This is a genomic window from Sphingomonas antarctica, from assembly GCF_965137005.1.
GTDB lineage: Bacteria > Pseudomonadota > Alphaproteobacteria > Sphingomonadales > Sphingomonadaceae > Sphingomonas_O > Sphingomonas_O antarctica.
In genome coordinates this window covers 127,659-149,508 of sequence record NZ_CBCRXM010000006.1, presented here as the reverse complement: position 1 = coordinate 149,508, position 21,850 = coordinate 127,659, and the positions used below count along the sequence as shown (strand labels likewise).

Here is a 21,850-nt window from a genome sequence, read left to right as displayed (position 1 = left end):
AGTGACCCACTTCTGGAAATGGCTGGCTGGTGCGTTGCTGGCGTCAGCTGTCATCTATGCCGGGTTCATCGCACTGTCGGCGGCTGTCATGCCCTGGTCGCAAGCCCGGTTCGATACCGACGTCGCGAGCACGTCGCAGCCGTTCTGGACCAGCGAAACGCGTTATCTCGTCATCAACAAGGCGATGTTCAGGCGCCCGGCGAACCGCGTCATCATCCTCGGTGCATCGAACACGCGCGAGGCGTTCCGACCGGCGCTGGTCGAGGCCGGGCTGTCCGGCTGGGAAGTTTCGGTCGCGGGGTTCGGCAGCGCCAATATGAGCGAGCTGAGCGACGCCGCCGACCTGATTTACGGCGAACTGGGTTCTCAGCGTCGGGACAAGCGGATTTTCGTGATCGGCACGCATTATCTGGCGTTCATCCCCAGCAACCAGATCTGGCCGGGCGTGCCCAATCCGGTGGCTGTCGATGCGCAGCGCGCCGGCCTGTTCACGCGGGAGCGCGGCGCGCTCGTCCCGGCCTATCCCGTCGCGGTGGAACGCGCGATCGAGGCGGCGCTGCGCCCGCAGGCCATGCTCGCCCATGTGCCGCGGCTTCTCGGCCAGACGCTGTTCGACAATCCGGCGTTTCCGCAATTACAGACGTTGGGCGACAAGTATCGCGGCAATTCGCCCGCCGCACAGTGGGGCAAAAACATCGAATCGGCGCGCGATCTCAATCAACTCACGGTGACGCCGGCAGTGGCCAAATTCCTGCTTGCCGAACGCGTTCGCGGGTTCGGCGGCGATCATGCGCTCGAGGCGGATCAGTTCATGGCGCTCGACCGTCTGATCACGAAAATTCGCGCGCATGGTGATGCCGTCATCGTCGTCGATCTGGCTATTCCGCGCTGGCATAGCGAGGGCGTTCCGCTGGCGACGGCATCCTATCGGGCGGGCATCGGCTGGGTGCGGGCGCGCCATGCGGCGGACTCGTCGGTCGATTATCTGTCGCTTCATGATCTGGACGACAGCGACAATTTCTTCGACTCGACCCACACCAAGCCGCGCATGTGGAAAGTGTGGAGCGACCGTTTGGCCTATCGCCTGAACGCCGGTCTCGTCGCTAAGTCACGCTAGCTCTGGCGACTCAGGGCAGTTTCCCCTGCGCCTCGGCGATACGCAGCACCTTGCGCGCGGTGGGCAAGGACAGGTGATTATCGTCCGAATAGAGCGGCATGCCATTTTGGATCGCCAGACAGCGCGTTGCTTCGCACACGGCGGGGACGGGATCGATCATCACCACGCCCGGCCGCTTCGCCAGCTCGGCCAGGCGCGCCAGCACCCAGGCTTGCCGGGCGCGGTAATAGGCCATTGATGTACCGGGCTGAACCGCCGCATGGTTCCTCCCGAAGATGTAGCGCTCGATCGGCATGGGCAACTCGGGGATCGGCTGCAGGATATACACTGTCTTCCCGGCGTTCCGCATGCGCTGAACGACCGTTACGAAATCCGACCAGTATTTTTCGCGCGCGACATCGGCTTTTTCATTCAGCTCGAATCCGGGCGGGTGCGCGTCGGGAACCATCGGATAGGTGTGCATCTGGTCGCCGAACAGATGCGAGCTGTGGCGATAGGCGAGGAGCACGTGGGTGATGCCCCGCTGTTGTTCGAGCCACGACACCGCATCGCGCGTCCACGCGCTGCATTGCCGCATCGTCGAGTCGAAGGTGAGTCCGCCCTGGCAGCCGTTGAAGGTCAGCTGCACGAGGCCTTGACCGCTGCCCTTCAACCGTTCGGCGATCGCATAGCCGAGGTCGATGCCGTGGCTGTCGCCCAACACCGCCCAGGTGACGCGCGAGCCGAAGAAATGGCACGCCTTTTCGGGCGACAGATACGTCAGCCCTTCGCCATTGTTGCACTTTTCGCGGTACGGGCTCGTCTGGATCGAGGCCGCCATCGCCAGCGTTTGTTTGTCAAAGCGCGACGGGACACCTTGGGCGAAGTGGAGCGCCAGACCCACCGCCGCGGCGCAGCCCGATACGGTGATGCCGAAGCCGAAAATGAGCAGACGGCCGATTTTCTGACGCGAGCGAAACGGTGTCTCCACGAACCGCCACGACAGCCAGGCGAGGACGAACGTCAGCGCGATGATCGCGCCGATCGCCCAGCCGGACAGCGCTTGCGTGCTCGTCGCGCGCGCGATGGCGAACAGCGGCTGATGCCAGAGATAGGCGCTGTAAGAGATCAACCCGATCGTCACCATCGGCTTGAGCGACAGCGCCCGCCCGAGGATGGAGGTCGAATTGGCACAGAGGATCACGAGGGCGGTCCCGGCCACGACCGGGATCGTCGCGATGCCCGGCCAGCGGGTCGAAATCGTCGCCATGAAGATGGTGCCGAGCATCAGGGCGGCGCCCGCCAGTTCGGCAACGCGGCCGGCAACGGCCACGTCCCGGCGCACCGCCGTCAGGCGCAACCAGCTAGCCCTGTTCACCGCGACCAGCGCCCCCGCGACAAGTTCCCAGGCGCGGGCAGGGGTCGAGAAGAAATTGGCGACCGGATCGACGGCCTCCTGATACAGGCACCATGCCAGTGAAACGACCGCGATCGCGACCAAAGCCGGGTTGCGGCCGATCACGCGAAAGCGGTGGAGCGCGATCAGGACGATCGGGAAAAAGACGTAAAATTGTTCCTCGACCGCCAGGCTCCACATGTGGATCAGGATGCTGTTTTCGGAATCGGCGTTGAAATATCCCGTCCGCATCCGGAAGAATATGTTGGCGGCAAAAGCGACCGTCGCGACCAGGCTCTTGCCATATTCGTCCAGTTGCCCCGGCGAATAGATGAACCAGGCGCCGACGGTGCTGGCGGCCAAAACAGTGAACAGCGCGGGGAAAATGCGCCGGATGCGCCGCTCGTAGAAGTTCAGGAACCTGAACCGGCTCTGCGCCAGATCGCCGAGGATGATCGAACTGATCAAATAGCCGCTGATGACGAAGAAGATATCGACCCCGGCATAACCGCCGGGGACGAAGGGTACTCCGGCATGGTACAGGATGACCGAACCGACCGCGATCGTGCGCAGTCCGTCGATTTCGGGCCGGTAGGACACGCCGTGCACGGCGGGAAACGACTTGGCGATATCACCGGCATCGTCGCTTTTGGCCGCTCCGTTAGCGCCGCTCACGACCAGCCGCGCTCCGCGCAACCACCCTGAACCCGACACGTCATGCGTTCGGCCTCAGCCCAGCACGCAGGTGAGAACACGGCGTTCACCTTCCTCCACCATGCCGCCGCGGTGGATGCCCTTGGTGTCGAAGGCGACGATCGACCCCTTGGGGCCGGTAATGTCCCAGGTGCTGCCGACGATACGGCCGCTTTCGGGCTGATCGTCGGGCAAATCGTTGCCGAACGACCCCTTTTGCCGCAGCTTTGGCGGCAGCGCGGCAAAGCGTCGCCGTGCGGCGAGATCGGTTGCCGACAAGCCGTTATGGTCGTTGGCTTCGCACAACAGGTCGTCGATGCGTGAAATCACCATGTTGTTCGACCCGACGGCATAGCTGAACGGCCCGTTGGTCGGACCGACATCGGTGCAATAGATGATGACCTTCAGATCGCCGCCCGAGGCGTCGCGGTGGTAGTAGGCGGTCTTGGGGAGCGTGCCTTCGTTCAGGTCATCGAAGATGTCGCGCCAGAAGCTGTCCGACCGATCATTGATCTGCGGATTAACGTCGATCAGCCGCGCCGGGCGGCCAAGATAGGCGGTGGCGGCAGCGCGCAGGCCCGATTCGTCGAACACGGTTTCGATCATCGCGAACAGATCGGGCGACGCGGTGCGGTCGGTCGTGAACCGCGAATCATCGAACTTCCGGCCCGCCGCCTTCGATCCGCGCCGCGCCTCCAGTTGCTCGAAATACGGTGCGGCGAGTGCCAGCAAATCGGCCACGCGCCCCGGCGGCATGGTCAGGACGGCGACACCCTGTTGATCCAGCTGGCCGATCACCGCGTTGGCGGCGAGGTCGGAGCGGCGCGACGTCTTGCGGCCCAAACCGATGGCGTTCCGTGCGGCCATGCCGGCAAAGCCAAGGCGATGGCTGAGCGAGGTTCCGGTGCGATATTCGCTGGGGATCATTTCATAGCGAATGACGCGCTTGGCGGCGAGCAAGGCGAAGCGTCCGGCGTAACTGGCCAGCGCCGACACACGCTGTCCGATGCCGGCGGTGCGGACCAGATCGCCATAAGCGCGATGCCGGGTGTAATCGATCAGATCGCTGCGCCAGACGAAGGTCGCGTCGATCGGTTTCACGGTCGCAGGTGCAGGCTGAACGCCATAATCCGCAGCAGTGACCGTCACGAAAATCCTCCGGGGCGTGAAGTGGGCAAGCGATATCCGTCGTTTGCGACCACTGGCGCTCCTATCCCGTCAATGGCGGTTGGGCAATTACGCACAGCGTCGGTCGCGAACGTCAGCGCGTCAGGCGTGCGGCGATTTCGTCTCCCAGACGCTGTGCAAGCGCCGCGACGCCCGGATCGGGTCGCTCTGCATCGAAGCCGCGAAACGACATGAAATCGCCCGGGAAGCTGCCTTTGAGCAAATGCGTGACGATCCGTTCCTGCCGCGCGCGAAGGTCATCGACCGGCGGGGTTGCTTCCAACCGTGCCGGCAAGCCGGGAATCTGTGCCACGGATTGCAACGGGATGTAATCGCCGGGGGTGTAGTAATAGGCCTCGACCGTGATCGATTTCATCCCGGCCAGTGCCGCCTGCATGCCCAGCGTGCCGGTCTCGGTGAAACTGGCGCCCACGTCGCCGAGCATCGCATTGCCGCTGACTTCATAGGGCACGATTGCGACGTTGGGGATGGCGCGCAGCCGTTCGATCAGGTCGACCTGACGGAACCCGAATTGCAGCGGGTGGTCCTTGACCACGACGATGTAACCGGCCTCGGAAAATGTCCGGGCTGCGGCGACGAGGATTTCGTCATGGTCGATCAGTTCCAGCTTCTGAATCCAGTAATCGATCGATGCTTCAGGGAACAGCTGCAGCGCGATGAACAGGCGGCGGTCCTTGGGAAACGCTTCCATCCGCTGTCGCCAGTCGCGATCGACCAGCTTGAGCATGCGAATGTCGCTCAGCCGCGGTTTGTGCCCCAGCGAGAATTGCGCGTCCATATAGTGAAGGTTCAGCGGGTCGCGTTTGATCCACGAGATGGCACGAAAGACCGCCGAGCGCAGCGCGAAATAGCCAAAGACCTTGAGGAACCGCGCAGGAGTGTAGCGCGACTTGGCCGGAATATAGGCGGGCACGAACAACGGGTCGGCGATCGCATGGATCGCGGCGTCGACCGCCTCCGGCGACGGCATCACGTCGGAGCGCGTCAACAGTCGGCCGCGCAGGACGAGCATCGACATTTCGGGGACCGGGCTCGCCGTCAGTTCGAAATACGGGATGGCGCGCCGCACCGCCAACCGCTCCAGCACGTCGCTGATATAGCGATCGATCGGCCAACTGAGCACGGCCACGGGCGCGGCATCGGCCAGCACGATGTCCATCACTTCGGCCATCGCCAATGCCATCGCGGTTGCGCGCCGTCGCGGGTACCATCGCAGGACACGGCAGCGGGCGATCACGTCGTCGATCTCGTCCGCCGACAGCAACGACGTCCCGGTCGCCGCAGACCGGTAGAGCCGGCGATAAGCGGCATAGAAATCATCGACGATGGCATAATTGCCGTCGCCGCGCAGATCGGAAACCAGCCGCACGCCCTCAAACCCCAGATTGCGGCCGATCTCGCGCCACCAGCCTTCCGAATTGTGGATCGTGTAAATGAGGACGGTTCCGGGGTGAGCGGTCATCTCGATGGGCTTTCGGGCATGGCGCGGACCACACGCCGCAACAGAAGAAAATAGATCGTCGAAGTCGCCACATTGGCGATCGCCGCGCCGACGATGCCCAACCACCAGGTCAGGACCACCAGCAGCAGGCCACCACCGGCAAAGCTGATCAGTTGCGCCTCACCCAGCTTTTTCTCCTGATGGCGGGCGTTGACGATCATCCCGGCGAAATCGGCGGCGACGCGGATCATCGTGCCGCTCAACAGGATCGCGGCAAGCATCACGCTCAAATGATATTTGGCCGAGATCGCTCCCCCCAGGGCGAGGTCGATGACGATGGCCAAGGCAGCCCCGCCAATCGCAATCGCCAGCAGGATGACATATTCGCGGCGCACGGTCCGGATCAGCAACGGGATCGCTTCGGTCTTGGCGGCCTGAAAGACTTTCGGCGTGATGCGATTGAACGAGGCGACGGTGAACAGCTGATAACCGAAGAAGATCAGCAGGACGTGGCGGAAATAGACGCCCGAATCCGTCAGCCCGGCGAATGTCCCGACGGCCAGCCGGTCATATTGCAGCATCAAATAGGCGACGACGCCGATGCGAAAATGCGTGAACGACACCAGATGCTGCGGCCAGATGTTTTTGCGAAGCGAGAAACCGGTGCGCGCAGGGCTGGCCTGTCGCCGCAGAAACCAGACGGTCACGATCGCCAATGTCGAGACGAGCGAGGCAGTGGCCCATGTGGTCATGACGAAATTAAGGGTCAATCGGCTCGGCGCGAACAGTATGTCGGGCAGGGTGATGCCGAGCACGAGCAGATTTTTGGCGGCGACGAGATTGACCAGCACGCGGTAGCGCGGGTTGACGAGCGACAGCTGATACGCCTGGTTGGCAATGTGTTCGGACACCACGACGATGGCCGCTAGCGCGAGTTGCGCGGCGTCGAGCCTGGCCAGCAGCGCCGCCAGCACCAGGAACACCGGCAGCATCACAGCATAATTGAAGCTCCAGAACGGCATGGCGGCCGCGACGGTGCTGTCGAACACCGGCTCGGGCTCGCCGACCATCCGGCGCTGGATGTCGATATGGCGTTCCCATCCAAAGCCGAGCGCGAACAGGCCGATCAGCGTCACGACCAGCCCGAACTGGCCCGCCGCCGAAAGGCCGAGCGAATAGGTTATCCCGGCGATGAACCCCGCACGCGCGAGGATTTCCACCAGCTTGATGGCAATCAGGTACATGTCTTGATTGCGCTGTTACCAGGCCGTCCAGCCGCCGTCGGCAGCCAGCACCTGGCCGGTGACGTAGCTGGATGCGTCGGACGCGAGGAACAGCAAGGGGCCGACCATTTCCTCGGCGCGGGCCATGCGGCCCATCGGCACACGCGCCGAATAGAGATCACCGAACACGCTGTTCTGGCCGCTGCCGACGCCGCCGGGGACCAAAGCGTTGACGCGGATTCCCTGCGCCGCCCAGTGCGTCGCCAGCCAGCGGGTCAGTCCGACCACCGCCGCTTTCGATGCCGCATAAACCGCGGGCGTGTTGATCGCGCCGCCGAGATAGTCCGAGCCCTCGTAAATTCGCGCATCGGGTCCGACGAGGCCATAGATCGACGCGGTCTGGACGATACTGCCGCCGCCGCCCGCGATCATGTGCGGGCCGACCGCCTGCGCCATCAGGAACATGCCGTCGATGTTCACGCCCATGACCTCGCGCCACACATCGGGGCTGTAGGTTTCGAACGGTTCGAAGAATGCGCGTGGGTCGGCGGTCTTGGTCGCCGCATTGTTGATGAGGATGTCGATGCGCCCGAATTGGGCGATTATCGTGGCGACACAGGCTTTGACCGACGCTGCGTCGGCGACGTCGCAGGCGAAGGGCAGGGCGCCTTCGCCCGCCGCCTCGGCGGAGGCCTTGGCAGCATCGAGATTCAGATCGACCACCGCGACCTGCGCACCCGCGCACACCAGTCCGGCGGCGAAGTGCGTCCCCAAAATCCCGCCGCCGCCGGTCAACACGGCGACGCGACCGTCGAGGCGCGGATCGGGCGGCAGCGTCATGTCAGTTGTGCGACCGGAACACCGGCTTGACCGCTGGCCCTTCGAGGAAGCGTTCGACTCCGCCTTCGAGCGCCTGCGCATAAACACCGACCGCTTTGTCGAGCGCCTCAAGCGTCATCGCCAATTCGGTGGCGCCATGCGCCTGGCTGAACGAAATCCACGGCATCATCACGCCGTTGCGCAGCATTTCCTGCGAAAACAGCGTGCGGAACGCGGGCGATGGTTCGCCGCCGGCATCGCGCGTGACGTAATTGAGCGCCACCGCCGGCCCTTCGAGTTCGATATGGTCGGGCAGGCCATGATGCACGACGATATCGCGCCAGCCATCGCGCAGGCGGGTGCCATAATCCCACAAATGGCCGGAGACATTCTCATCCTCATTGATCTTCGTCGCGGCGAGGAAGGCGCCCAAAGCGGGCATTTCGCCGCCATGCGTCGACGATAGTAGGAAGGTGCGTTCCATGCCCGGCTCGTCGATCGACCCGACCTTCATGAACTCGCGTTTGCCGGTGACGGCGGCGAGCGAGAAGCCGTTGGCCATCGCCTTGCCGAACGTCGAAAGGTCGGGCTCGACGTCGAAGAAATGCTGGGCGCCGCGCAGGTCCCAGCGGAAGCCCGTGATCATTTCGTCGAGGATGAACAGGGCACCTTCCTTGCGGGTCAGCTCGCGCACCTGATGAAGGAATCCGGCGGGATGGCCGCCCTTGGGCCAGCTGTCGGGATCGCCGCTGCCTTGTGGCACGATGTGGGTCGCCGGCTCCATCATCACCGCCGCGATCTGCCCCGGATATTGGTCGAACAAGGCGGCGAGACTGGCGTAATCGTTATAGTCGAACACCAATGTCGAACTGGCCTGCGGACCGTCCACGCCGCGTTGAATCTTGGTTGTGCCGATGAACCAGTCGTCGAACGAAAAGAACGGGTGCTGACGCGGCACGCAGACGAAGCGGCGGCCGGTGGCGGCGCGCGCGATCTTCACCGCGGCGGTGGTGACGTTCGAGCCGTTCTTCGCGAACTTGACCATCTCGGCGGAGGGGATGAGCTCGCAAATACGCTCCGCCGCCGCGAGTTCGACGGTCGTCGCGCGGGTCAGGTTCACGCCCTTTTCGATCTCGGCGATCGCCGCGGCGTTCACGCGTTCGTCGGCATAGCCGATGGTGATCGCGCGCAACGCCATGCCGTAATCGAGATACCGCTGGCCGTGCGTATCCCAGACATACGCGCCCTTGCCGCGTTCGAGCATCGGCGGCGCGATCGACGGAAACTGGTCGTCGCCGCGCGAATAAGTGTGCGCCCCGCCAGGGATGACGCGGTGCAATCTTGCGCGCAATTCGCCGAAATCGGCTTCGGCATTGGACGGTTTGGCAGCCATGTTCAGGCGTTAGCGGGTCGGCGCCACAACGGATAGGGTCCGCGGTTGGTGACGATCCGCGCCGCGCCGGGCTTGCCGATATAAATGCTGCCGGGGGGGACGTCTTCGCCCAGCACCAGGCTTTCGGCGGCGATCTGGCTGTTTGCGCCGATGGTGCAATCGCCGAGCACCGCCGCGCCGGGGCGCAGCGTCACATGCGCCTCGAACCGTGGATAGACGTCGCGGTTCGAACCCACGCCGACGCGCTGATACGCAACGAAGTAATCGCTGTAGCGGCCACGCCCCAAGACAGTCCCCAATGGATGGACCAGTAGGAAGATCGACGGCAGTTCGACTTCGTAGAAAATGTCGCAGCCGTGCAGCGCTTTGTTCAGCAAGAATAATTTGTCGCAAATCGCGGAGGGCGCGCCGTCGCGGTGCAGCTGATTGGCGAGGAGATACAGCCACATGGCGTATTGATCGCCGTGGAGGTGGCTGAACACCGCACTCTCGCCATCGAAGAAGTAACGGTTGTCGATCGCCTGAAAACAATGTTCGAGGCGTTCGAGCGCGCGGGGCATCGCGGGCCTGAGGGCATCGGGTGTCAGGTCGCCATCGGGGAACATGTTGCTCGCCTGTCGCGCGACATACGCTGCCAGTGCTTCTGGCGGCAGGCTCATTCTCACGCGCGGGCTCACGACCGGCTGCCCTTCTGGTTGCGCACCGCGACGCCGTTGGTGGCGAGATAGGTGCGCACCTTGATCGGCGAATGGTCGGTGAAGATGAACATCGACGAGATGGTGATCGCCGACGCGCCCGCGTCCAGCGCGGCCTTGCAGTCCGCCAGACTGCCCGCGCCCGAGGAGGCGATGAGCGGCACATTGAGCTTGTCCGATAGTTCGGCGATGAGGTCGAGGTCGTAACCCGACATCGTTCCGTCGCGGTCGATCGAGGTCAGCAGGATTTCGCCGGCATGCGCGTCCTGCATGCGCAGCGCCCATTCGGCGGCGTCGGCACCCGCCGCCTTGTGCCCGCCCTCGGCATAGACGCGCTTGCGACCGTTTTCCTCGCGGTAATCGATCGAGGCGACGATGCATTGATCGCCGAAGCGCGAGGCGGCGCGAGTGATGAACCCCGGATCGGCGACCGCCGCCGAATTGATGCTGACCTTGTCGGCGCCCGCCTTGAGCAGCGCCTCGATCTGTTCGAGCGTGGTGATGCCGCCGCCGACGGTGAACGGGATGAACACTTCCTCGGACACCCGTTCGATGATCCCGCCATCGACGACGGTGCCGCGCGTGCTGGCGTCGACATCGACGAAGATCAATTCGTCTATGCCGTAACTGTCATAGACTTTGGCGGTGGAGACGGGGTTGCCCGCCTCACGCTGGTTCTCGTCGAACCGGACCATCTTCACCAGCCGCCGGTCGCGGATCAGGAATTTGGGGATGATGCGTTTTTTCAGCACGCGAAATCATGCTCCAGCCAGTTCTGGAGAAATTGCAGCCCGTTATCCTGGCTCTTTTCGGGGTGAAATTGCGCGGCGACCAGGTTGCCGCGACGGACCGCCGCGGTCACCGGCCCGCCATGATCGCAGGTCGCCACGCGGTCCGCCGGATCGGCGCAGACCATGTGGAAACTGTGCACGAAATAATAGTCGCTTTCACCCGTCGGCAAACCTTTGAACAACCAGTCGCCGGCCTCGAAATCGAGTGCGTTCCAGCCGACATGGGGCACTTTTGCGGGCGGCGCGACCTGAAGCGGCAGCACCTGCGCATCCATCCAGCCCAAGCCGTCATGCGTGCCATGCTCGTGCGACATCTTGGCGAACAACTGCATGCCAAGGCAGACGCCGAGCACCGGCTTTTTCTCTTCCATCGCCAGCCGGTCGAGTGTGGGCCTGAGCCCGCTTTCGCCGATCGCCGCCATCGCATCGCCGAACGCGCCAACACCGGGAAGGAGCAGCCGATCGGCCTCGGCAAGTTCGCCCGGGTCCTTCGACAACACCACGTCCGCGCCGATATATTCGAGCGCGTTGCTCAGCGAGCGGACGTTGCCCATGCCATAATCGATGATCGCGATCATGGGTCGCCCCTAGCGGCGATGGTCCGGGTTTTGAAGCGGGGGCGTCAGACCTGCACGCCCGCCTCGCGCAGCATATGCTTGGCGATGACCAGTTGCTGAATCTGCGTCGTTCCCTCGTAGATTCGATAAATGCGCGCATCGCGGAAAAAGCGTTCGGCCTTGTATTCCTTGAGGTAGCCTGCCCCGCCGAAGATCTGGACGACGCGGTCGGCCACGCGCCCGCACATCTCCGACGCGAACATCTTTGCCGCCGCCGCTTCGACGATGATCTTTTCGCCCGCGTCGGCGCGACGGCACGCGTCGGTGAGCATGCAATCGGCGGCGTAAATCTCAGCCTTTGAATCGGCGAGCATCGCCTGGATCAACTGAAACTTGCCGATGGGTTCGCCGAACGCCTTGCGCTCGGTGGCATATTTCAAACCCTCGTCGAGCATCCGCTGGGCATAAGCGACGCTGGCGCCGGCCACCGACAGGCGGCCGTTGTTGAGGCTGGTCATCGCGGCGCGAAAGCCGATGCCTTCTTCGCCGCCGAGCAACGCGTCGCCATCGACATGGACGTCTTCAAGGATCACGTCGGCGATCTGCGCGCCCTTCTGCCCCATTTTTTCGTCGGGCGTGCCGATGGACACGCCGGGCGCGTTGCGCGGAACGAGAAAGGCGGAGACGTGCGCATTCTTGGGCAGCGCCTCGGCATCCGTTCGCGCCATGACCAGGATCATGTCGGCAAATGGCGCATTGGTGATGTAGCGTTTGGTCCCGTTGATCCGGTATCCATTGCCGTCGCGCACCGCGCGGGTCTTCATCGCAGCCGAATCACTGCCGCTATCAGGTTCGGTAAGGCCGAATGCGGCGACTTCGCCGCCTGCCAGGCGGGGGAGCCAATATTGTTTCTGCTGCTCGGTCCCAAAACCCGAAATCGCCGAATTCACCATGCCGACGTTGATCGACAGGATCGATCGAAACGCCGGCGCGACATAACTCATGGCCTTCACGAATCCGATATACTGGCTGACGTTCATCCCCGCGCCGCCATATTCCTCGGGCATCGTCACCCCGAACAGTCCCATTTCGCGCATCTCGGCAAGGATGTCGTCGGGTACGCGGTTGATCCGGTCGACCTCGTCCTCGGCCGGGATCAGCCGATCGCGAACAAATCGGTCGAGCTGCTCTATGAAGGCATCGTAGGTTTCGCCGTCCATTCCCGGATTTGGCATCTTCATTCTCTCCGCGATTTATAGTGCAGTGGCAGAAGGCTGGGCGCGCGGGCAATCGATATTGCGCCTGTCGATGGTGTCATGTGGCTGTCATGTCACAGGTTCAATGCTTCTCAATCTTGACATAGCGAGCCAAATCTTCTTTGGATTGCAACAGGATTCGGGCTTATTGTCCGGAGTGCCGTTCACCATAAAGTAAGGAGCAATCCTTACTCGGGGCGCGGAATAGTGTGGAACTCTCCGAGCGTTTCGGGGTTGTGTCCGGAGTAGAATGCTGCCACATGGCGGCCGAATGAAGTTTAAAGGGAGTAGCCAAATGACCGTTTCCAAGATCGTGACCTCAGCTGTCGCGGCTCTGTCGCTGCTGGGCGTTTCGACCGTTGCCTCGGCCGCTCCGGCCGCCAGCAAGCTCGCTGTTTCTGCTCCGGCTCGCGCCGGTGCGAAGGTTGCCAAGAAGAACGAAGCTATCGGCACTGGTATCATCATTGCCGTTCTGGCTGCCGCGGCGGTTGTCGCTGGCGTCGTCATTGCTTCGAACAACAACGATTCGCCGACCAGCGCCTAAGCTGATCGCGCTAATTTGAAATATGAATAGGGCGGCTTCGGCCGCCCTATTTTTTTGCTTTGCGCCGCAGCGGTAGCGTCGCGTCGGATAAGTCGCCAAAGGGCTTCATGCGTTCTCGTCGTCCAGTAAAGTCGAACAGCGTTCATTGGACGTTGGTGGTTACCGCGCTGTTTGCGGTTCTGCTGGTTTTCACCGGTGGCTCGTCGCGCGGCGACGTTTCCTTTCTGATCATCCCGCGTGTTGGGGCGCTGGTCCTGATTGCGCTGCTGCTGATCGGCCTGCCGCCGCGTCAGTTCGCCCATGCCGCGCGCATGTTGGCGGCAGGGACGATTGTCGCGGGATTGGTCGCGCTTCAACTGATCCCCCTGCCGCCTTCATGGTGGGCGGCGCTGCCGGGCCATGCGCCCTATGCGACGCTCGCCGATCAGGTCGCGGGCGCGCGCTGGCGGCCGATGTCGTTGACACCCGACCTGACGACCGAAAGTCTGGTGGCATTACTTCCGGCGATTGCGTTGGGCATGGCGGCCGCCGCGGCGACGCGACGACAGCGCAGCTGGTGGGCCTATGCCATCGTCGCGCTGGCCAGCTTCAGCGCGCTGCTCGGACTCGTGCAATTGGCGGACGGGCCGGATTCGGTGATGCGCTGGTATCCGATCACCAATCAGGCGTCCGCCGTCGGCATCTTCGCCAACCGCAACCATAATGGGGTATTTCTCGCAGCCGCGATCCCGATCGTCGCGATGTTCGCCCGCGAGCGCTGCCGCCGCCTGACGCGGGGTCAGGCCCCAGAGCCGATCCTGTTCGGCGCTGGCGTCGCCATCTTTGGTCTGGCCGCGATGGCGGTGTCGACGGGCTCGCGCTTCGCAAGCATCGCGGCGATGATCGCGTTGATCGCTGTGCCGATCCAGTTCTTCGCAAATCCGCGTCCGGTCTTCGCCTGGCGGTCTTCGCCGCGTTTGCGGCTTGCTCTGTTGGCTGGGACGGTAGCGACGTTTGCCCTGCTTGCAGCGCTGGTCATGCTGGCTGGATCGGGCCTCGGTCGGATCTTCAACGAAGGTCTGGGCGATGATGTGCGATCGTCGATCCTGCCCACATTGTCGCAAATGACGCGCGATTTCCTGCCATTCGGATCGGGTTATGGTTCGTTTTCCAGTGTGTTTCGCAATTACGAGTCGTTCGACCAATTGCGGCTGACCTATCTCAATGCCGCTCATAACGACCTGTTCCAGTTGGCGATCGAAGGCGGGTTGCCCGGCCTGGCGCTGCTCATTGGCTATATCGTCGCGATAGTGCGGGGGACGATCAATGCCTGGCGCACGGGCGGTAGTGACCTTTCGCGCGCGGCAAGCATTGGCATCTGGTTGCTGCTGGCCGCCAGTTTGTTCGATTATCCGCTGCGCACGCCGTTGCTGTCGTCGTTGCTTGCGGTGTTGACGGTGTGGCTGTTGACGACCGCACCGGAGGATGACGCTTTACCGCGCGATGCCCATAATTTAGGAGCGCGCGGACGGGGCGCCTGATCGGCTGACCCTATCTGGAAGGCATTCATGAAGCTGTTGCACCTGACCTCTGGCCTTTTGCTTGGCGCGCTTGCCGCGTGCGCCTCGACGCCGCCGCTTGCCAGCAGCGCCAACGTCACCGTTGTCGCGGCCGATGCGTTGCCCGCGCCGACGCGTGCCGACCAGACGGTGGCGCAGCGTCCCTATCTGATCGGCCCGTTCGACAAATTGGCGATCAACGTGTTCGGAATTCCCGACCTGAGCGGCGAAGTGCAGGCGGATGCCAGCGGCCGTGTCTCGGTGCCGTTGATCGGTTCGGTCGATGCGGCGGGCCAAACGCCGGCTGAATTGGCGGCAACCATCGCGCGTGGTCTGCGTGGCCGCTACGTTCGTGATCCGCAGGTTACGGTCAACCTGAAGGACACCGTCAGCCAGGTCATCACGGTCGATGGCGAAGTGCATGAGCCGGGCCTGTATCCCGTGGTCGGGCACATGTCCTTGATGCGGGCCATCGCGACGGCAAAAGGCGTCAGCGAATATGCCAAGCTCGACGACGTGGTGATTTTCCGCACGGTCGAGAACCGTCACTTGGTCGCACTGTATAGCCTCAAGGCCATCCGCCGCGGCAATTATGAAGACCCCGAAGTCTTTGCCGGCGATGTCGTGGTCGTTGGCGATTCGCCGGGCCGCCGATTGTTCAAGGACATCATCAGCGGCTCTGCCTTGCTGACCGCGCCTATCATCCTGCTGCAGCGTTTATAAAGGGCCGGTCGATGAATCAGTTTCAACCGGCCGCCGACGCCCGCGAGGGGTGGGACATGGCTGCGAACAATCCGCATGACATCAATGACGTGGGCGGGGATCAGCAACAGCTGCCATTGCTGACGCAATATCTGCGCATGCTGATCCGCCGCCGCTGGTTGATCATCGGTGCGATGGCGGTGGCGTTGGTGCTGGGTCTGTTGGCCACACTGCTGACCACGAAACAATATACTGCGACGTCGCAGATCGAGATTCAGCGCGAAGCCGATCGCGTGACCAAGCTCGATAGTGTGCAGCGCGAAACGTCGACCAACGACCTCGAATTCTACCAGACGCAATATGGGCTGTTGAAAGCGCGGTCGCTTGCCGAGCGCGTGGCGCGCGATCTCAAACTGGCGACCGACGCTCAGTTCATCGAAACGTACAAGTTGCAGGCGAAGCCGGGCGTTGTCGTCCCGCCGGAGGTGCGCGAGCGGCAGTTAGGCGATATTTTGCTCGGCAGCATCTCTGTCGCGCCGGTGCGGTCGTCCAGCCTGGTAGCGATCAGCTACACCAGTCCGAACCCGGTCCTGTCGGCGCGGATTTCGAACGCGTGGGGCAAGAATTTCATTCAGGCCAATCTCGAACGCCGTTTCGATTCGGCAGCCTACGCGCGAAATTTCCTCGAAGATCGTCTGGCCACGTTGCGCCAGAAAATGGAGGAATCCGAACGCGCGCTGGTGACCTATGCCGGCAACCAGCAGATCGTGAATCTGCCCGCCACCACAACGACCGGCGCCGGACAGTCGCAAACGACGTCGGAGCATTCGATCGTCGCCGACGATCTCACCGCACTCAATAACGAGCTTGGTCAAGCGACGGCAGACCGGATCAAGGCGCAAAGTCGCCTTGGCGGCGGCGGAGCGGATTCGCCCGAAGCGATCGGCAGCCCGTCGATCGCCGGTCTGCGCCAAAAACGCGCCGAAGCGGCCGCCGAATATGCCAAGACCCTTGTGCAGTTCGAACCCGGCTATCCTGCCGCGCAGGCGTTGAACCAGCAAATCAAACAGCTCGATGCCGCAATTGCGCGTGAAGAGGGTCGCGTCGGCGGTTCCATTGCCGCAACGTACCGCGAAGCATCGGCGCGCGAAGCGGCCCTGAAATCGCGTGTCGAAGGGTTGAAGTCGAACCTGCTCGACCTGCGCCGCCGCAGCATCCAATATAACATTTACCAACGCGACGTGGATACCAACCGCGAGCTTTATGACGGGCTATTGCAGCGTTATAAGGAGATCGGCATCGCTGGTGGCGTCGGCAACAACAATATCTCGATCGTCGATCCGGCCGACGTCCCGCAAGGCCCGTCCAAGCCAAACCTGTTCAACAATCTCGCGCTCGCACTGTTGCTCGGCTTTGCCGGCGGCGTGGCTCTGGCCTTCGCCCGTGAACAAATGGACGAAACGATCACCGATCCGGCGGACGTCAAGGAAAAGATCGGCCTGCCGTTGCTGGGCTCGATTCCCAATGTCGGAGAGATCGAGCCGATCGTCAGCATGGCGGATCGCAAATCGCCGTTGGTCGAGGCCTATCTGTCATTCCAGACCAGCCTCGAGTTCACGACGCCGCACGGTGCGCCACGTTCGCTCGCGCTGACGTCGACGCGCCCGGCGGAGGGCAAATCGTCTTCGGCCTATGCGCTGGCCGTGACGCTGGCGCGCGCCAAGCGGCGGGTGGTGCTGATCGACTGCGACATGCGCTCGCCGTCTGTCCATTACATGGTCGGCAGCAACAACGAGATGGGTGTGAGCAACTATCTGACCGGTCATGACCGGGTCGAGGACCTGCTTCACGGTTCGAGCGAGGACGGCCTGTCGGTGATTACCGCGGGACCGCAACCGCCCAATGCGGCCGAATTGCTGACCGGCGACCGGCTCGACCAATTGATCGCGGCGTTGCTCAAATCTTATGATCATGTCGTGGTGGATTCGCCGCCGGTGATGGGGCTGGCGGATGCGCCGCTGATCGCCAGCAAGGTCGAAGCGACGATATTCGTCGTGGAATCGCACGGCATCCGCCGCAGCCTGGTGCATGTGGCGCTCGACCGGTTGCGTGCGGCGAATGGGCGCCTGGCCGGTGTTCTGCTGACCAAGTTCGATGCCAAGCGGGCGCATTACGGTTATGGCTATGATTACGGCTATGGCTATGGCGAGCGCGATCAAGCTGCCTGAGCATGAGCGCCCGACCATGCGTGTGATCCAGCGCGGGCCGGTTGCGACCGGTGTCATCCTTGTCGTCGTTCTGTTGCTTGCGGTCGTCACCGCACGCGTCAGCATCGCCGCATCGGCCCGTCGCGCCGCGCCCGAACTGGCGCTCAGGGCTTCGCCGGGTGATGCGCGCGCACTCGTGACGCTCGCCGAAAGCGCGCTGATCGAGCCGAACGGCCTGCAGCGCGCCGCCGGCTATGCGCGTCAGGCGATCGAACGTGATGCGACATTGAGCACACCTTACCGGATACTTGGTTTTGCAGCGGACGAGCGCGGCGATTTGCCGATGGCAGAGCGCCTGATCGCCGGATCGGCACGGCTGTCGCGGCGCGACCTGCCGGGCCAATTATGGCTGATCAATCGAGCGGTTGCGCGCGACGATGTGCCGGGTGCGCTGGAACATTTCGATGTTGCCTTGCGGACATCGGACAAGGCGCCGGCGATTCTGTTCCCGGTGTTGGCGGGTGCGACGGCGGAACCGCGTGTGATCGAGCCGCTGGCGCGTCGTATGACAGGGGCGCCGTGGGCCGATCCATTCCTCCGCTGGGCCATCGATAACAGTCCGGAAACCCATGGGCTCGCCGCGCTTTCGCTCGCTTTCAACAAGCATCGCCCGTTGCCCGATGAAGTCGTCGCGCAACTCGCCAGCCGGTTGTCGGACAAGGGCGCCTATACCGAATTGCGACCGGTCCGCGCCATATCCGCCGCTCGGTTGACTGGCGGAGATTGGATCAGCGATCCGGCTTTCGCGAAACCGACCGGCGTCGGCGCGTTCGAATGGGCCCTGGGCCAGGATGGTTCGGCGCAGGTCACGCGCGGGATCAATGCGGACGGCAAAGCGGGCATGATGTTCGAGGCACCGGTCAATCGGGTATCCGAAATCGCCCGGCAGCTGCTCACCCTCCCCGCAGGCGATTATCGGCTGACGATCGACGGCAGCATCGATCACGGCAAGGCCAACTGGTCGATCGTGTGTGCGGGACCGGGGGGCGCTACGCTGGGTTCATTGCCGATGGCCTCTCGTCCGATCGACATGATGGTCAAAGTGCCAGCGAATTGCCCCGCGCAATTGCTGACGTTCCTGTCGGTGGCCTCGGATGATGGCGCGACGGGCAGCGTGTCGCGCGTTTCGCTGCGGAAGCAGGGAGCATGACCGCAGAGCGCAAGATCGCCTTGATCACCGGAGTCACCGGGCAGGACGGATCGTATCTCGCCGAATTCCTGTTGGACAAGGGTTATGAGGTTCACGGCATCAAGCGCCGTTCGAGCCTGTTCAACACGCAGCGCGTCGACCACATTTATCAGGACCCGCACGACAAGGATGTGCGGTTCAAGATGCATTATGGCGACCTGACCGACACCAGCAATCTGGTGCGGATCATCCGCGAAACGCAACCCGACGAAATCTACAACCTCGGCGCGCAGAGCCATGTCGCGGTGAGTTTCGAAGCGCCCGAATATACGGCCGATGTCGATGCCATCGGCACGCTGCGCTTGCTGGAAGCGGTGCGGTTCCTGGAAATGGAAAAGCGGACGCGCTTTTACCAGGCATCGACATCGGAATTATACGGCCTGGTGCAGGAAACGCCGCAGAGCGAGACGACGCCGTTTCATCCGCGCAGCCCCTACGGTGTGGCCAAGCTCTATGCCTATTGGAGCGTGGTCAATTACCGCGAAGCGTACGGCATGCATGCGTCGAACGGCATCCTGTTCAACCATGAGTCCGAGCGTCGCGGCGAAACCTTCGTCACCCGCAAGATTACGCGCGGGCTGGCGGAGATCGCGCAGGGACAGAGCAAATGCCTGTTCCTCGGCAACCTCGACGCCTTGCGCGACTGGGGCCATGCCAAGGACTATGTACGCATGCAGTGGATGATGCTGCAGCAGGATGAACCCGACGACTATGTCATCGCCACGGGCGTCCAATATAGCGTGCGTCAGTTCGTCGAGCAGGCGGCGATGCGGATCGGCTTGGCTCTCGATTGGCGCGGGGCCGGTATCGAGGAACATGCCGTGGTGACGGCGATCGCCGAGGGCGCCGCCGAAAAGCGCTGTCCCGCGGTCAGCGTCGGCGACGTCATCGTCCGTGTCGACCCGCATTATTTTCGCCCGGCTGAAGTCGAGACGTTGCTCGGCGATGCGACCAAGGCGCGACAAAAGCTGGGCTGGACCCCGGAAATCAGCTTTGCCCAATTGGTGGACGAAATGGTCGAGTCCGATTTGCTGGCGGCGCGCCAGGCGCGGCATGTTCAGGCCGTCGACTGGACCTCATGAGCGCATTCGAGGCGGTCGATGCCGAGGGGCCGCGCTTCGAGGATGCGCGCGGCTGGTTGCAGGTATTGCATGAGAGCGAGCGCTGCGTGCTCAAGCGGTCATTCTCCAAGGCCGGGGTGTTTCGCGGGCTGCACGCGCAGATGACGCCGTCGCCGCAGACCAAGGTTATTCGCGTCGTATCGGGGCTCATTCTCGACGCCGTCGCCGATCTGCGCGAAGCGAGCCGTCCGCTCGAAACGCGCGAATTGTCGCCCGCCGACGGCTGGGTCCGCATCGCGCCGCACTATGCCCACGGCTTTCTCGCGATCGAGGACACTCTATTCGAATATATGTGCGACGGCCGCTATGACGAGGCGAGCGAGCAAGCCTTTGCGATCGGCGACGAGCTGGCAGCGATGGGTTATGACAGCCCGATCCTGTCCGCCAAGGACCGCGCGGCACCGCCGCTACGCGCGACAGCCGCATGACCACCATCAGCCTGCTGACCGTTTGTTACAATAGCGGCGCGACCATCGCCGACACGCTGCGTTCGGTGGCGGCACAAACCTATCCCGAGATCGAGCATATCATCGTCGACGGCGCGTCGAAGGACGATACGATGGCGGTCGTCGCGCGCGACGGCGGGCATGTTACGCGCACCGTTTCCGAACCCGACAAGGGGCTGTACGATGCGTATAACAAGGCGCTCGGCCTCGCGACAGGCGAGGTCATCGGCTATCTCAATTCGGACGATTTGTACGCGCACGACCGCGTGATCGAGCGCGTCATGCGTGCCTTCGAAGACCCGTCGGTCGAGGCGGTGCACGGCGATCTGTTTTATGTGAAGCAGGACGATGTTTCGCAGGTCACGCGCTATTGGAAGTCGCGGCCGATGCCCCGCACGGTGGTGCGCCAGGGGTTTCACCCGCCGCACCCGACGCTCTTCCTGCGCCGCTCGGTGTACGACCGGGTTGGCCAGTTCGATCTGAACTATCGCATGGCCGCCGACGTCGAATTCATGAACCGCGTCTTTTACCGCTTCGGCGTCAAGGACGTGCATCTGCCCGACGTGATGGTGCGGATGCGCGAAGGCGGCGTCACTGGCGGCAATGCCGCGAGCATCAAGCTGCAGAATGACGAGGTCCGGCGCGGGCAGGCGGCCAACGGCATCCGTTATCCGCTGCCCTTGTTCTATGCGCGCAAGATCGTCGATCGCTCCCTCCAGCGCATTCGTGCGCGACTGGGCGCTTTACCGACACCCGGCGCATGATCGACGGCGCGCGCGTCCTGTGCATCGTACCCGCACGCAGCGGATCGAAAGGGCTGCCGGGAAAGAATGTACGGATGCTGCACGGTAAACCCTTGCTCGCCTGGCCGATCCACGCTGCGCGCGCCTCCGCGTGCATCGACCGGGTGATCTGTTCGACCGACGACCCGGACTATGCCGAATTGGCGCGGCAGGCGGGGGCCGATGTGCCGTTTCTGCGGCCTGCTGAACTGGCGGTCGATACCGCGCCGAGTCTGGGCTTCATCCTCCACGCCGTCGATACGCTGGCGGCGGATGACGAGGTTTATGATTACGTGGTGTTGCTCGAGCCGACCTCGCCGCTGACCGAAGGGGCGGATGTCGATGCGGCACTTGCCCAGCTCCATGCCGCGCGCGACCGCGCGGATGCGATCGTCGGGGTGACGTTGCTTGAAACGGTGCATCCGGCGTTTTGTGTGACGCGCGATGATGAAGGCGCGATCAGCCCGTTGGGTGGCGGAGACTTTGCCGAACTGCCGCGCCGGCAGGACTTGCCGCCGGTCCATGCGCTGGACGGATCGCTGTATATTTCGACTCCCGATGCGCTGCGTGAGCATCAGGGTTTCGCGCATCGGCGGACGCTGGGTTACGTGACCGCACGGCACAAGGCGCTGGAGATTGACGACATCGTGGACTTTTGGTGCGTCGAAGGGGTAATGGCGCACCGAGAAGACTTGCCGCGCGGCTGATCGCCG

20 protein-coding genes are annotated in these 21,850 nt (G+C 63.2%); 10 read left to right on the top strand and 10 right to left on the bottom strand.

The genetic code is table 11. From position 1 onward, the window contains the following. The first annotated feature begins 1 nt into the window (after position 1). Positions 2–1,117 carry a hypothetical protein gene (locus ACM9ME_RS08760; RefSeq protein WP_415643078.1) on the top strand — a complete coding sequence of 372 codons (1,116 nt, stop codon included), beginning with the start codon at positions 2–4 and terminating at the stop codon, positions 1,115–1,117. A 10-nt stretch (positions 1,118–1,127) separates the two neighbouring features. On the opposite strand, the gene ACM9ME_RS08755 is transcribed toward ACM9ME_RS08760, so the two are convergent. The 10 genes from ACM9ME_RS08755 to ACM9ME_RS08710 all read right to left on the bottom strand — a co-directional run bounded on the left by ACM9ME_RS08755 (position 1,128) and on the right by ACM9ME_RS08710 (position 12,527). Continuing rightward, positions 1,128–3,167 carry an acyltransferase family protein gene (locus ACM9ME_RS08755; protein ID WP_415643077.1) on the bottom strand — a complete coding sequence of 680 codons (2,040 nt, stop codon included), beginning with the start codon at positions 3,165–3,167 and terminating at the stop codon, positions 1,128–1,130. A 54-nt stretch (positions 3,168–3,221) separates the two neighbouring features. Then, the gene (locus ACM9ME_RS08750) at positions 3,222–4,334 is read right to left on the bottom strand and encodes a hypothetical protein (protein WP_415643076.1); all 1,113 of its coding nucleotides are present in this window, start codon (positions 4,332–4,334) and stop codon (positions 3,222–3,224) included. Positions 4,335–4,446: 112 nt separating this feature from the next. Continuing rightward, a complete protein-coding gene (locus ACM9ME_RS08745) occupies positions 4,447–5,835 on the bottom strand; it encodes a hypothetical protein (RefSeq protein WP_415643075.1) in 1,389 nt (462 codons plus the stop codon). Continuing rightward, positions 5,832–7,058 carry a hypothetical protein gene (locus ACM9ME_RS08740; RefSeq protein WP_415643074.1) on the bottom strand — a complete coding sequence of 409 codons (1,227 nt, stop codon included), beginning with the start codon at positions 7,056–7,058 and terminating at the stop codon, positions 5,832–5,834. The genes ACM9ME_RS08745 and ACM9ME_RS08740 overlap by 4 nt, the downstream gene beginning before the upstream one ends. A 15-nt stretch (positions 7,059–7,073) precedes the next feature. Then, entirely contained in the window at positions 7,074–7,877 is an 804-nt protein-coding gene (locus ACM9ME_RS08735; RefSeq protein WP_415643073.1) for an SDR family oxidoreductase, read from the bottom strand. Position 7,878: 1 nt separating this feature from the next. Beyond that, a complete protein-coding gene (locus tag ACM9ME_RS08730; protein ID WP_415643072.1) occupies positions 7,879–9,249 on the bottom strand; it encodes a glutamate-1-semialdehyde 2,1-aminomutase in 1,371 nt (456 codons plus the stop codon). A gap of 2 nt (positions 9,250–9,251) precedes the next feature. Beyond that, positions 9,252–9,926 carry an LbetaH domain-containing protein gene (locus ACM9ME_RS08725; protein WP_415643071.1) on the bottom strand — a complete coding sequence of 225 codons (675 nt, stop codon included), beginning with the start codon at positions 9,924–9,926 and terminating at the stop codon, positions 9,252–9,254. Continuing rightward, complete coding sequence (hisF, locus tag ACM9ME_RS08720) at positions 9,923–10,696, bottom strand: imidazole glycerol phosphate synthase subunit HisF (protein ID WP_415643070.1); 774 nt, start codon at positions 10,694–10,696, stop codon at positions 9,923–9,925. Before hisF ends, ACM9ME_RS08725 begins: the two co-directional genes overlap by 4 nt. Beyond that, the gene (gene hisH / locus ACM9ME_RS08715; protein WP_415643069.1) at positions 10,690–11,313 is read right to left on the bottom strand and encodes an imidazole glycerol phosphate synthase subunit HisH; all 624 of its coding nucleotides are present in this window, start codon (positions 11,311–11,313) and stop codon (positions 10,690–10,692) included. Before hisH ends, hisF begins: the two co-directional genes overlap by 7 nt. A 44-nt stretch (positions 11,314–11,357) precedes the next feature. Then, a complete protein-coding gene (locus ACM9ME_RS08710; RefSeq protein ID WP_415643068.1) occupies positions 11,358–12,527 on the bottom strand; it encodes an acyl-CoA dehydrogenase family protein in 1,170 nt (389 codons plus the stop codon). A 316-nt stretch (positions 12,528–12,843) separates the two neighbouring features. Here ACM9ME_RS08710 and ACM9ME_RS08705 point away from each other — a divergent pair, with 316 nt between their 5' ends. The 9 genes from ACM9ME_RS08705 to ACM9ME_RS08665 all read left to right on the top strand — a co-directional run bounded on the left by ACM9ME_RS08705 (position 12,844) and on the right by ACM9ME_RS08665 (position 21,844). Continuing rightward, the gene (locus ACM9ME_RS08705) at positions 12,844–13,092 is read left to right on the top strand and encodes a hypothetical protein (RefSeq protein WP_415643067.1); all 249 of its coding nucleotides are present in this window, start codon (positions 12,844–12,846) and stop codon (positions 13,090–13,092) included. Positions 13,093–13,199: 107 nt separating this feature from the next. Next, positions 13,200–14,612, top strand: coding sequence for an O-antigen ligase family protein (locus ACM9ME_RS08700; RefSeq protein ID WP_415643066.1), 1,413 nt, complete (start codon positions 13,200–13,202; stop codon positions 14,610–14,612). A 27-nt stretch (positions 14,613–14,639) separates the two neighbouring features. Next, on the top strand, positions 14,640–15,353 hold the full coding sequence (locus tag ACM9ME_RS08695; RefSeq protein ID WP_415643065.1) for a polysaccharide biosynthesis/export family protein: 714 nt from the start codon (positions 14,640–14,642) through the stop codon (positions 15,351–15,353). 11 nt (positions 15,354–15,364) lie between these two features. Further along, positions 15,365–17,560: a GumC family protein gene (locus ACM9ME_RS08690; RefSeq protein ID WP_415643064.1), complete on the top strand. Its 2,196-nt coding sequence runs from the start codon at positions 15,365–15,367 to the stop codon at positions 17,558–17,560. Continuing rightward, entirely contained in the window at positions 17,529–18,749 is a 1,221-nt protein-coding gene (locus ACM9ME_RS08685; RefSeq protein ID WP_415643063.1) for a tetratricopeptide repeat protein, read from the top strand. Before ACM9ME_RS08690 ends, ACM9ME_RS08685 begins: the two co-directional genes overlap by 32 nt. Further along, positions 18,746–19,870, top strand: coding sequence for a GDP-mannose 4,6-dehydratase (gene gmd / locus ACM9ME_RS08680; RefSeq protein WP_415643062.1), 1,125 nt, complete (start codon positions 18,746–18,748; stop codon positions 19,868–19,870). The genes ACM9ME_RS08685 and gmd overlap by 4 nt, the downstream gene beginning before the upstream one ends. After that, on the top strand, positions 19,867–20,337 hold the full coding sequence (locus tag ACM9ME_RS08675; RefSeq protein WP_415643061.1) for a dTDP-4-dehydrorhamnose 3,5-epimerase family protein: 471 nt from the start codon (positions 19,867–19,869) through the stop codon (positions 20,335–20,337). Before gmd ends, ACM9ME_RS08675 begins: the two co-directional genes overlap by 4 nt. Continuing rightward, entirely contained in the window at positions 20,334–21,119 is a 786-nt protein-coding gene (locus ACM9ME_RS08670) for a glycosyltransferase family 2 protein (RefSeq protein ID WP_415643060.1), read from the top strand. The genes ACM9ME_RS08675 and ACM9ME_RS08670 overlap by 4 nt, the downstream gene beginning before the upstream one ends. Then, the gene (locus tag ACM9ME_RS08665) at positions 21,116–21,844 is read left to right on the top strand and encodes an acylneuraminate cytidylyltransferase family protein (RefSeq protein WP_415643059.1); all 729 of its coding nucleotides are present in this window, start codon (positions 21,116–21,118) and stop codon (positions 21,842–21,844) included. The genes ACM9ME_RS08670 and ACM9ME_RS08665 overlap by 4 nt, the downstream gene beginning before the upstream one ends. The last annotated feature ends 6 nt before the right edge of the window (positions 21,845–21,850 follow it).

Coding starts and splice junctions, on each gene's coding strand:
- ACM9ME_RS08745 (WP_415643075.1), bottom strand. CDS start 5,835: ATGACCGCTCACCCCGGAACCGTCCTCATTTACACGATCCACAATTCG.
- ACM9ME_RS08740 (WP_415643074.1), bottom strand. CDS start 7,058: ATGTACCTGATTGCCATCAAGCTGGTGGAAATCCTCGCGCGTGCGGGG.
- ACM9ME_RS08735 (WP_415643073.1), bottom strand. CDS start 7,877: ATGACGCTGCCGCCCGATCCGCGCCTCGACGGTCGCGTCGCCGTGTTG.
- ACM9ME_RS08730 (WP_415643072.1), bottom strand. CDS start 9,249: ATGGCTGCCAAACCGTCCAATGCCGAAGCCGATTTCGGCGAATTGCGC.
- hisH (WP_415643069.1), bottom strand. CDS start 11,313: ATGATCGCGATCATCGATTATGGCATGGGCAACGTCCGCTCGCTGAGC.
- ACM9ME_RS08710 (WP_415643068.1), bottom strand. CDS start 12,527: ATGCCAAATCCGGGAATGGACGGCGAAACCTACGATGCCTTCATAGAG.
- ACM9ME_RS08705 (WP_415643067.1), top strand. CDS start 12,844: ATGACCGTTTCCAAGATCGTGACCTCAGCTGTCGCGGCTCTGTCGCTG.
- ACM9ME_RS08700 (WP_415643066.1), top strand. CDS start 13,200: ATGCGTTCTCGTCGTCCAGTAAAGTCGAACAGCGTTCATTGGACGTTG.
- ACM9ME_RS08695 (WP_415643065.1), top strand. CDS start 14,640: ATGAAGCTGTTGCACCTGACCTCTGGCCTTTTGCTTGGCGCGCTTGCC.
- ACM9ME_RS08690 (WP_415643064.1), top strand. CDS start 15,365: ATGAATCAGTTTCAACCGGCCGCCGACGCCCGCGAGGGGTGGGACATG.
- ACM9ME_RS08685 (WP_415643063.1), top strand. CDS start 17,529: ATGGCTATGGCGAGCGCGATCAAGCTGCCTGAGCATGAGCGCCCGACC.
- gmd (WP_415643062.1), top strand. CDS start 18,746: ATGACCGCAGAGCGCAAGATCGCCTTGATCACCGGAGTCACCGGGCAG.
- ACM9ME_RS08675 (WP_415643061.1), top strand. CDS start 19,867: ATGAGCGCATTCGAGGCGGTCGATGCCGAGGGGCCGCGCTTCGAGGAT.
- ACM9ME_RS08670 (WP_415643060.1), top strand. CDS start 20,334: ATGACCACCATCAGCCTGCTGACCGTTTGTTACAATAGCGGCGCGACC.
- ACM9ME_RS08665 (WP_415643059.1), top strand. CDS start 21,116: ATGATCGACGGCGCGCGCGTCCTGTGCATCGTACCCGCACGCAGCGGA.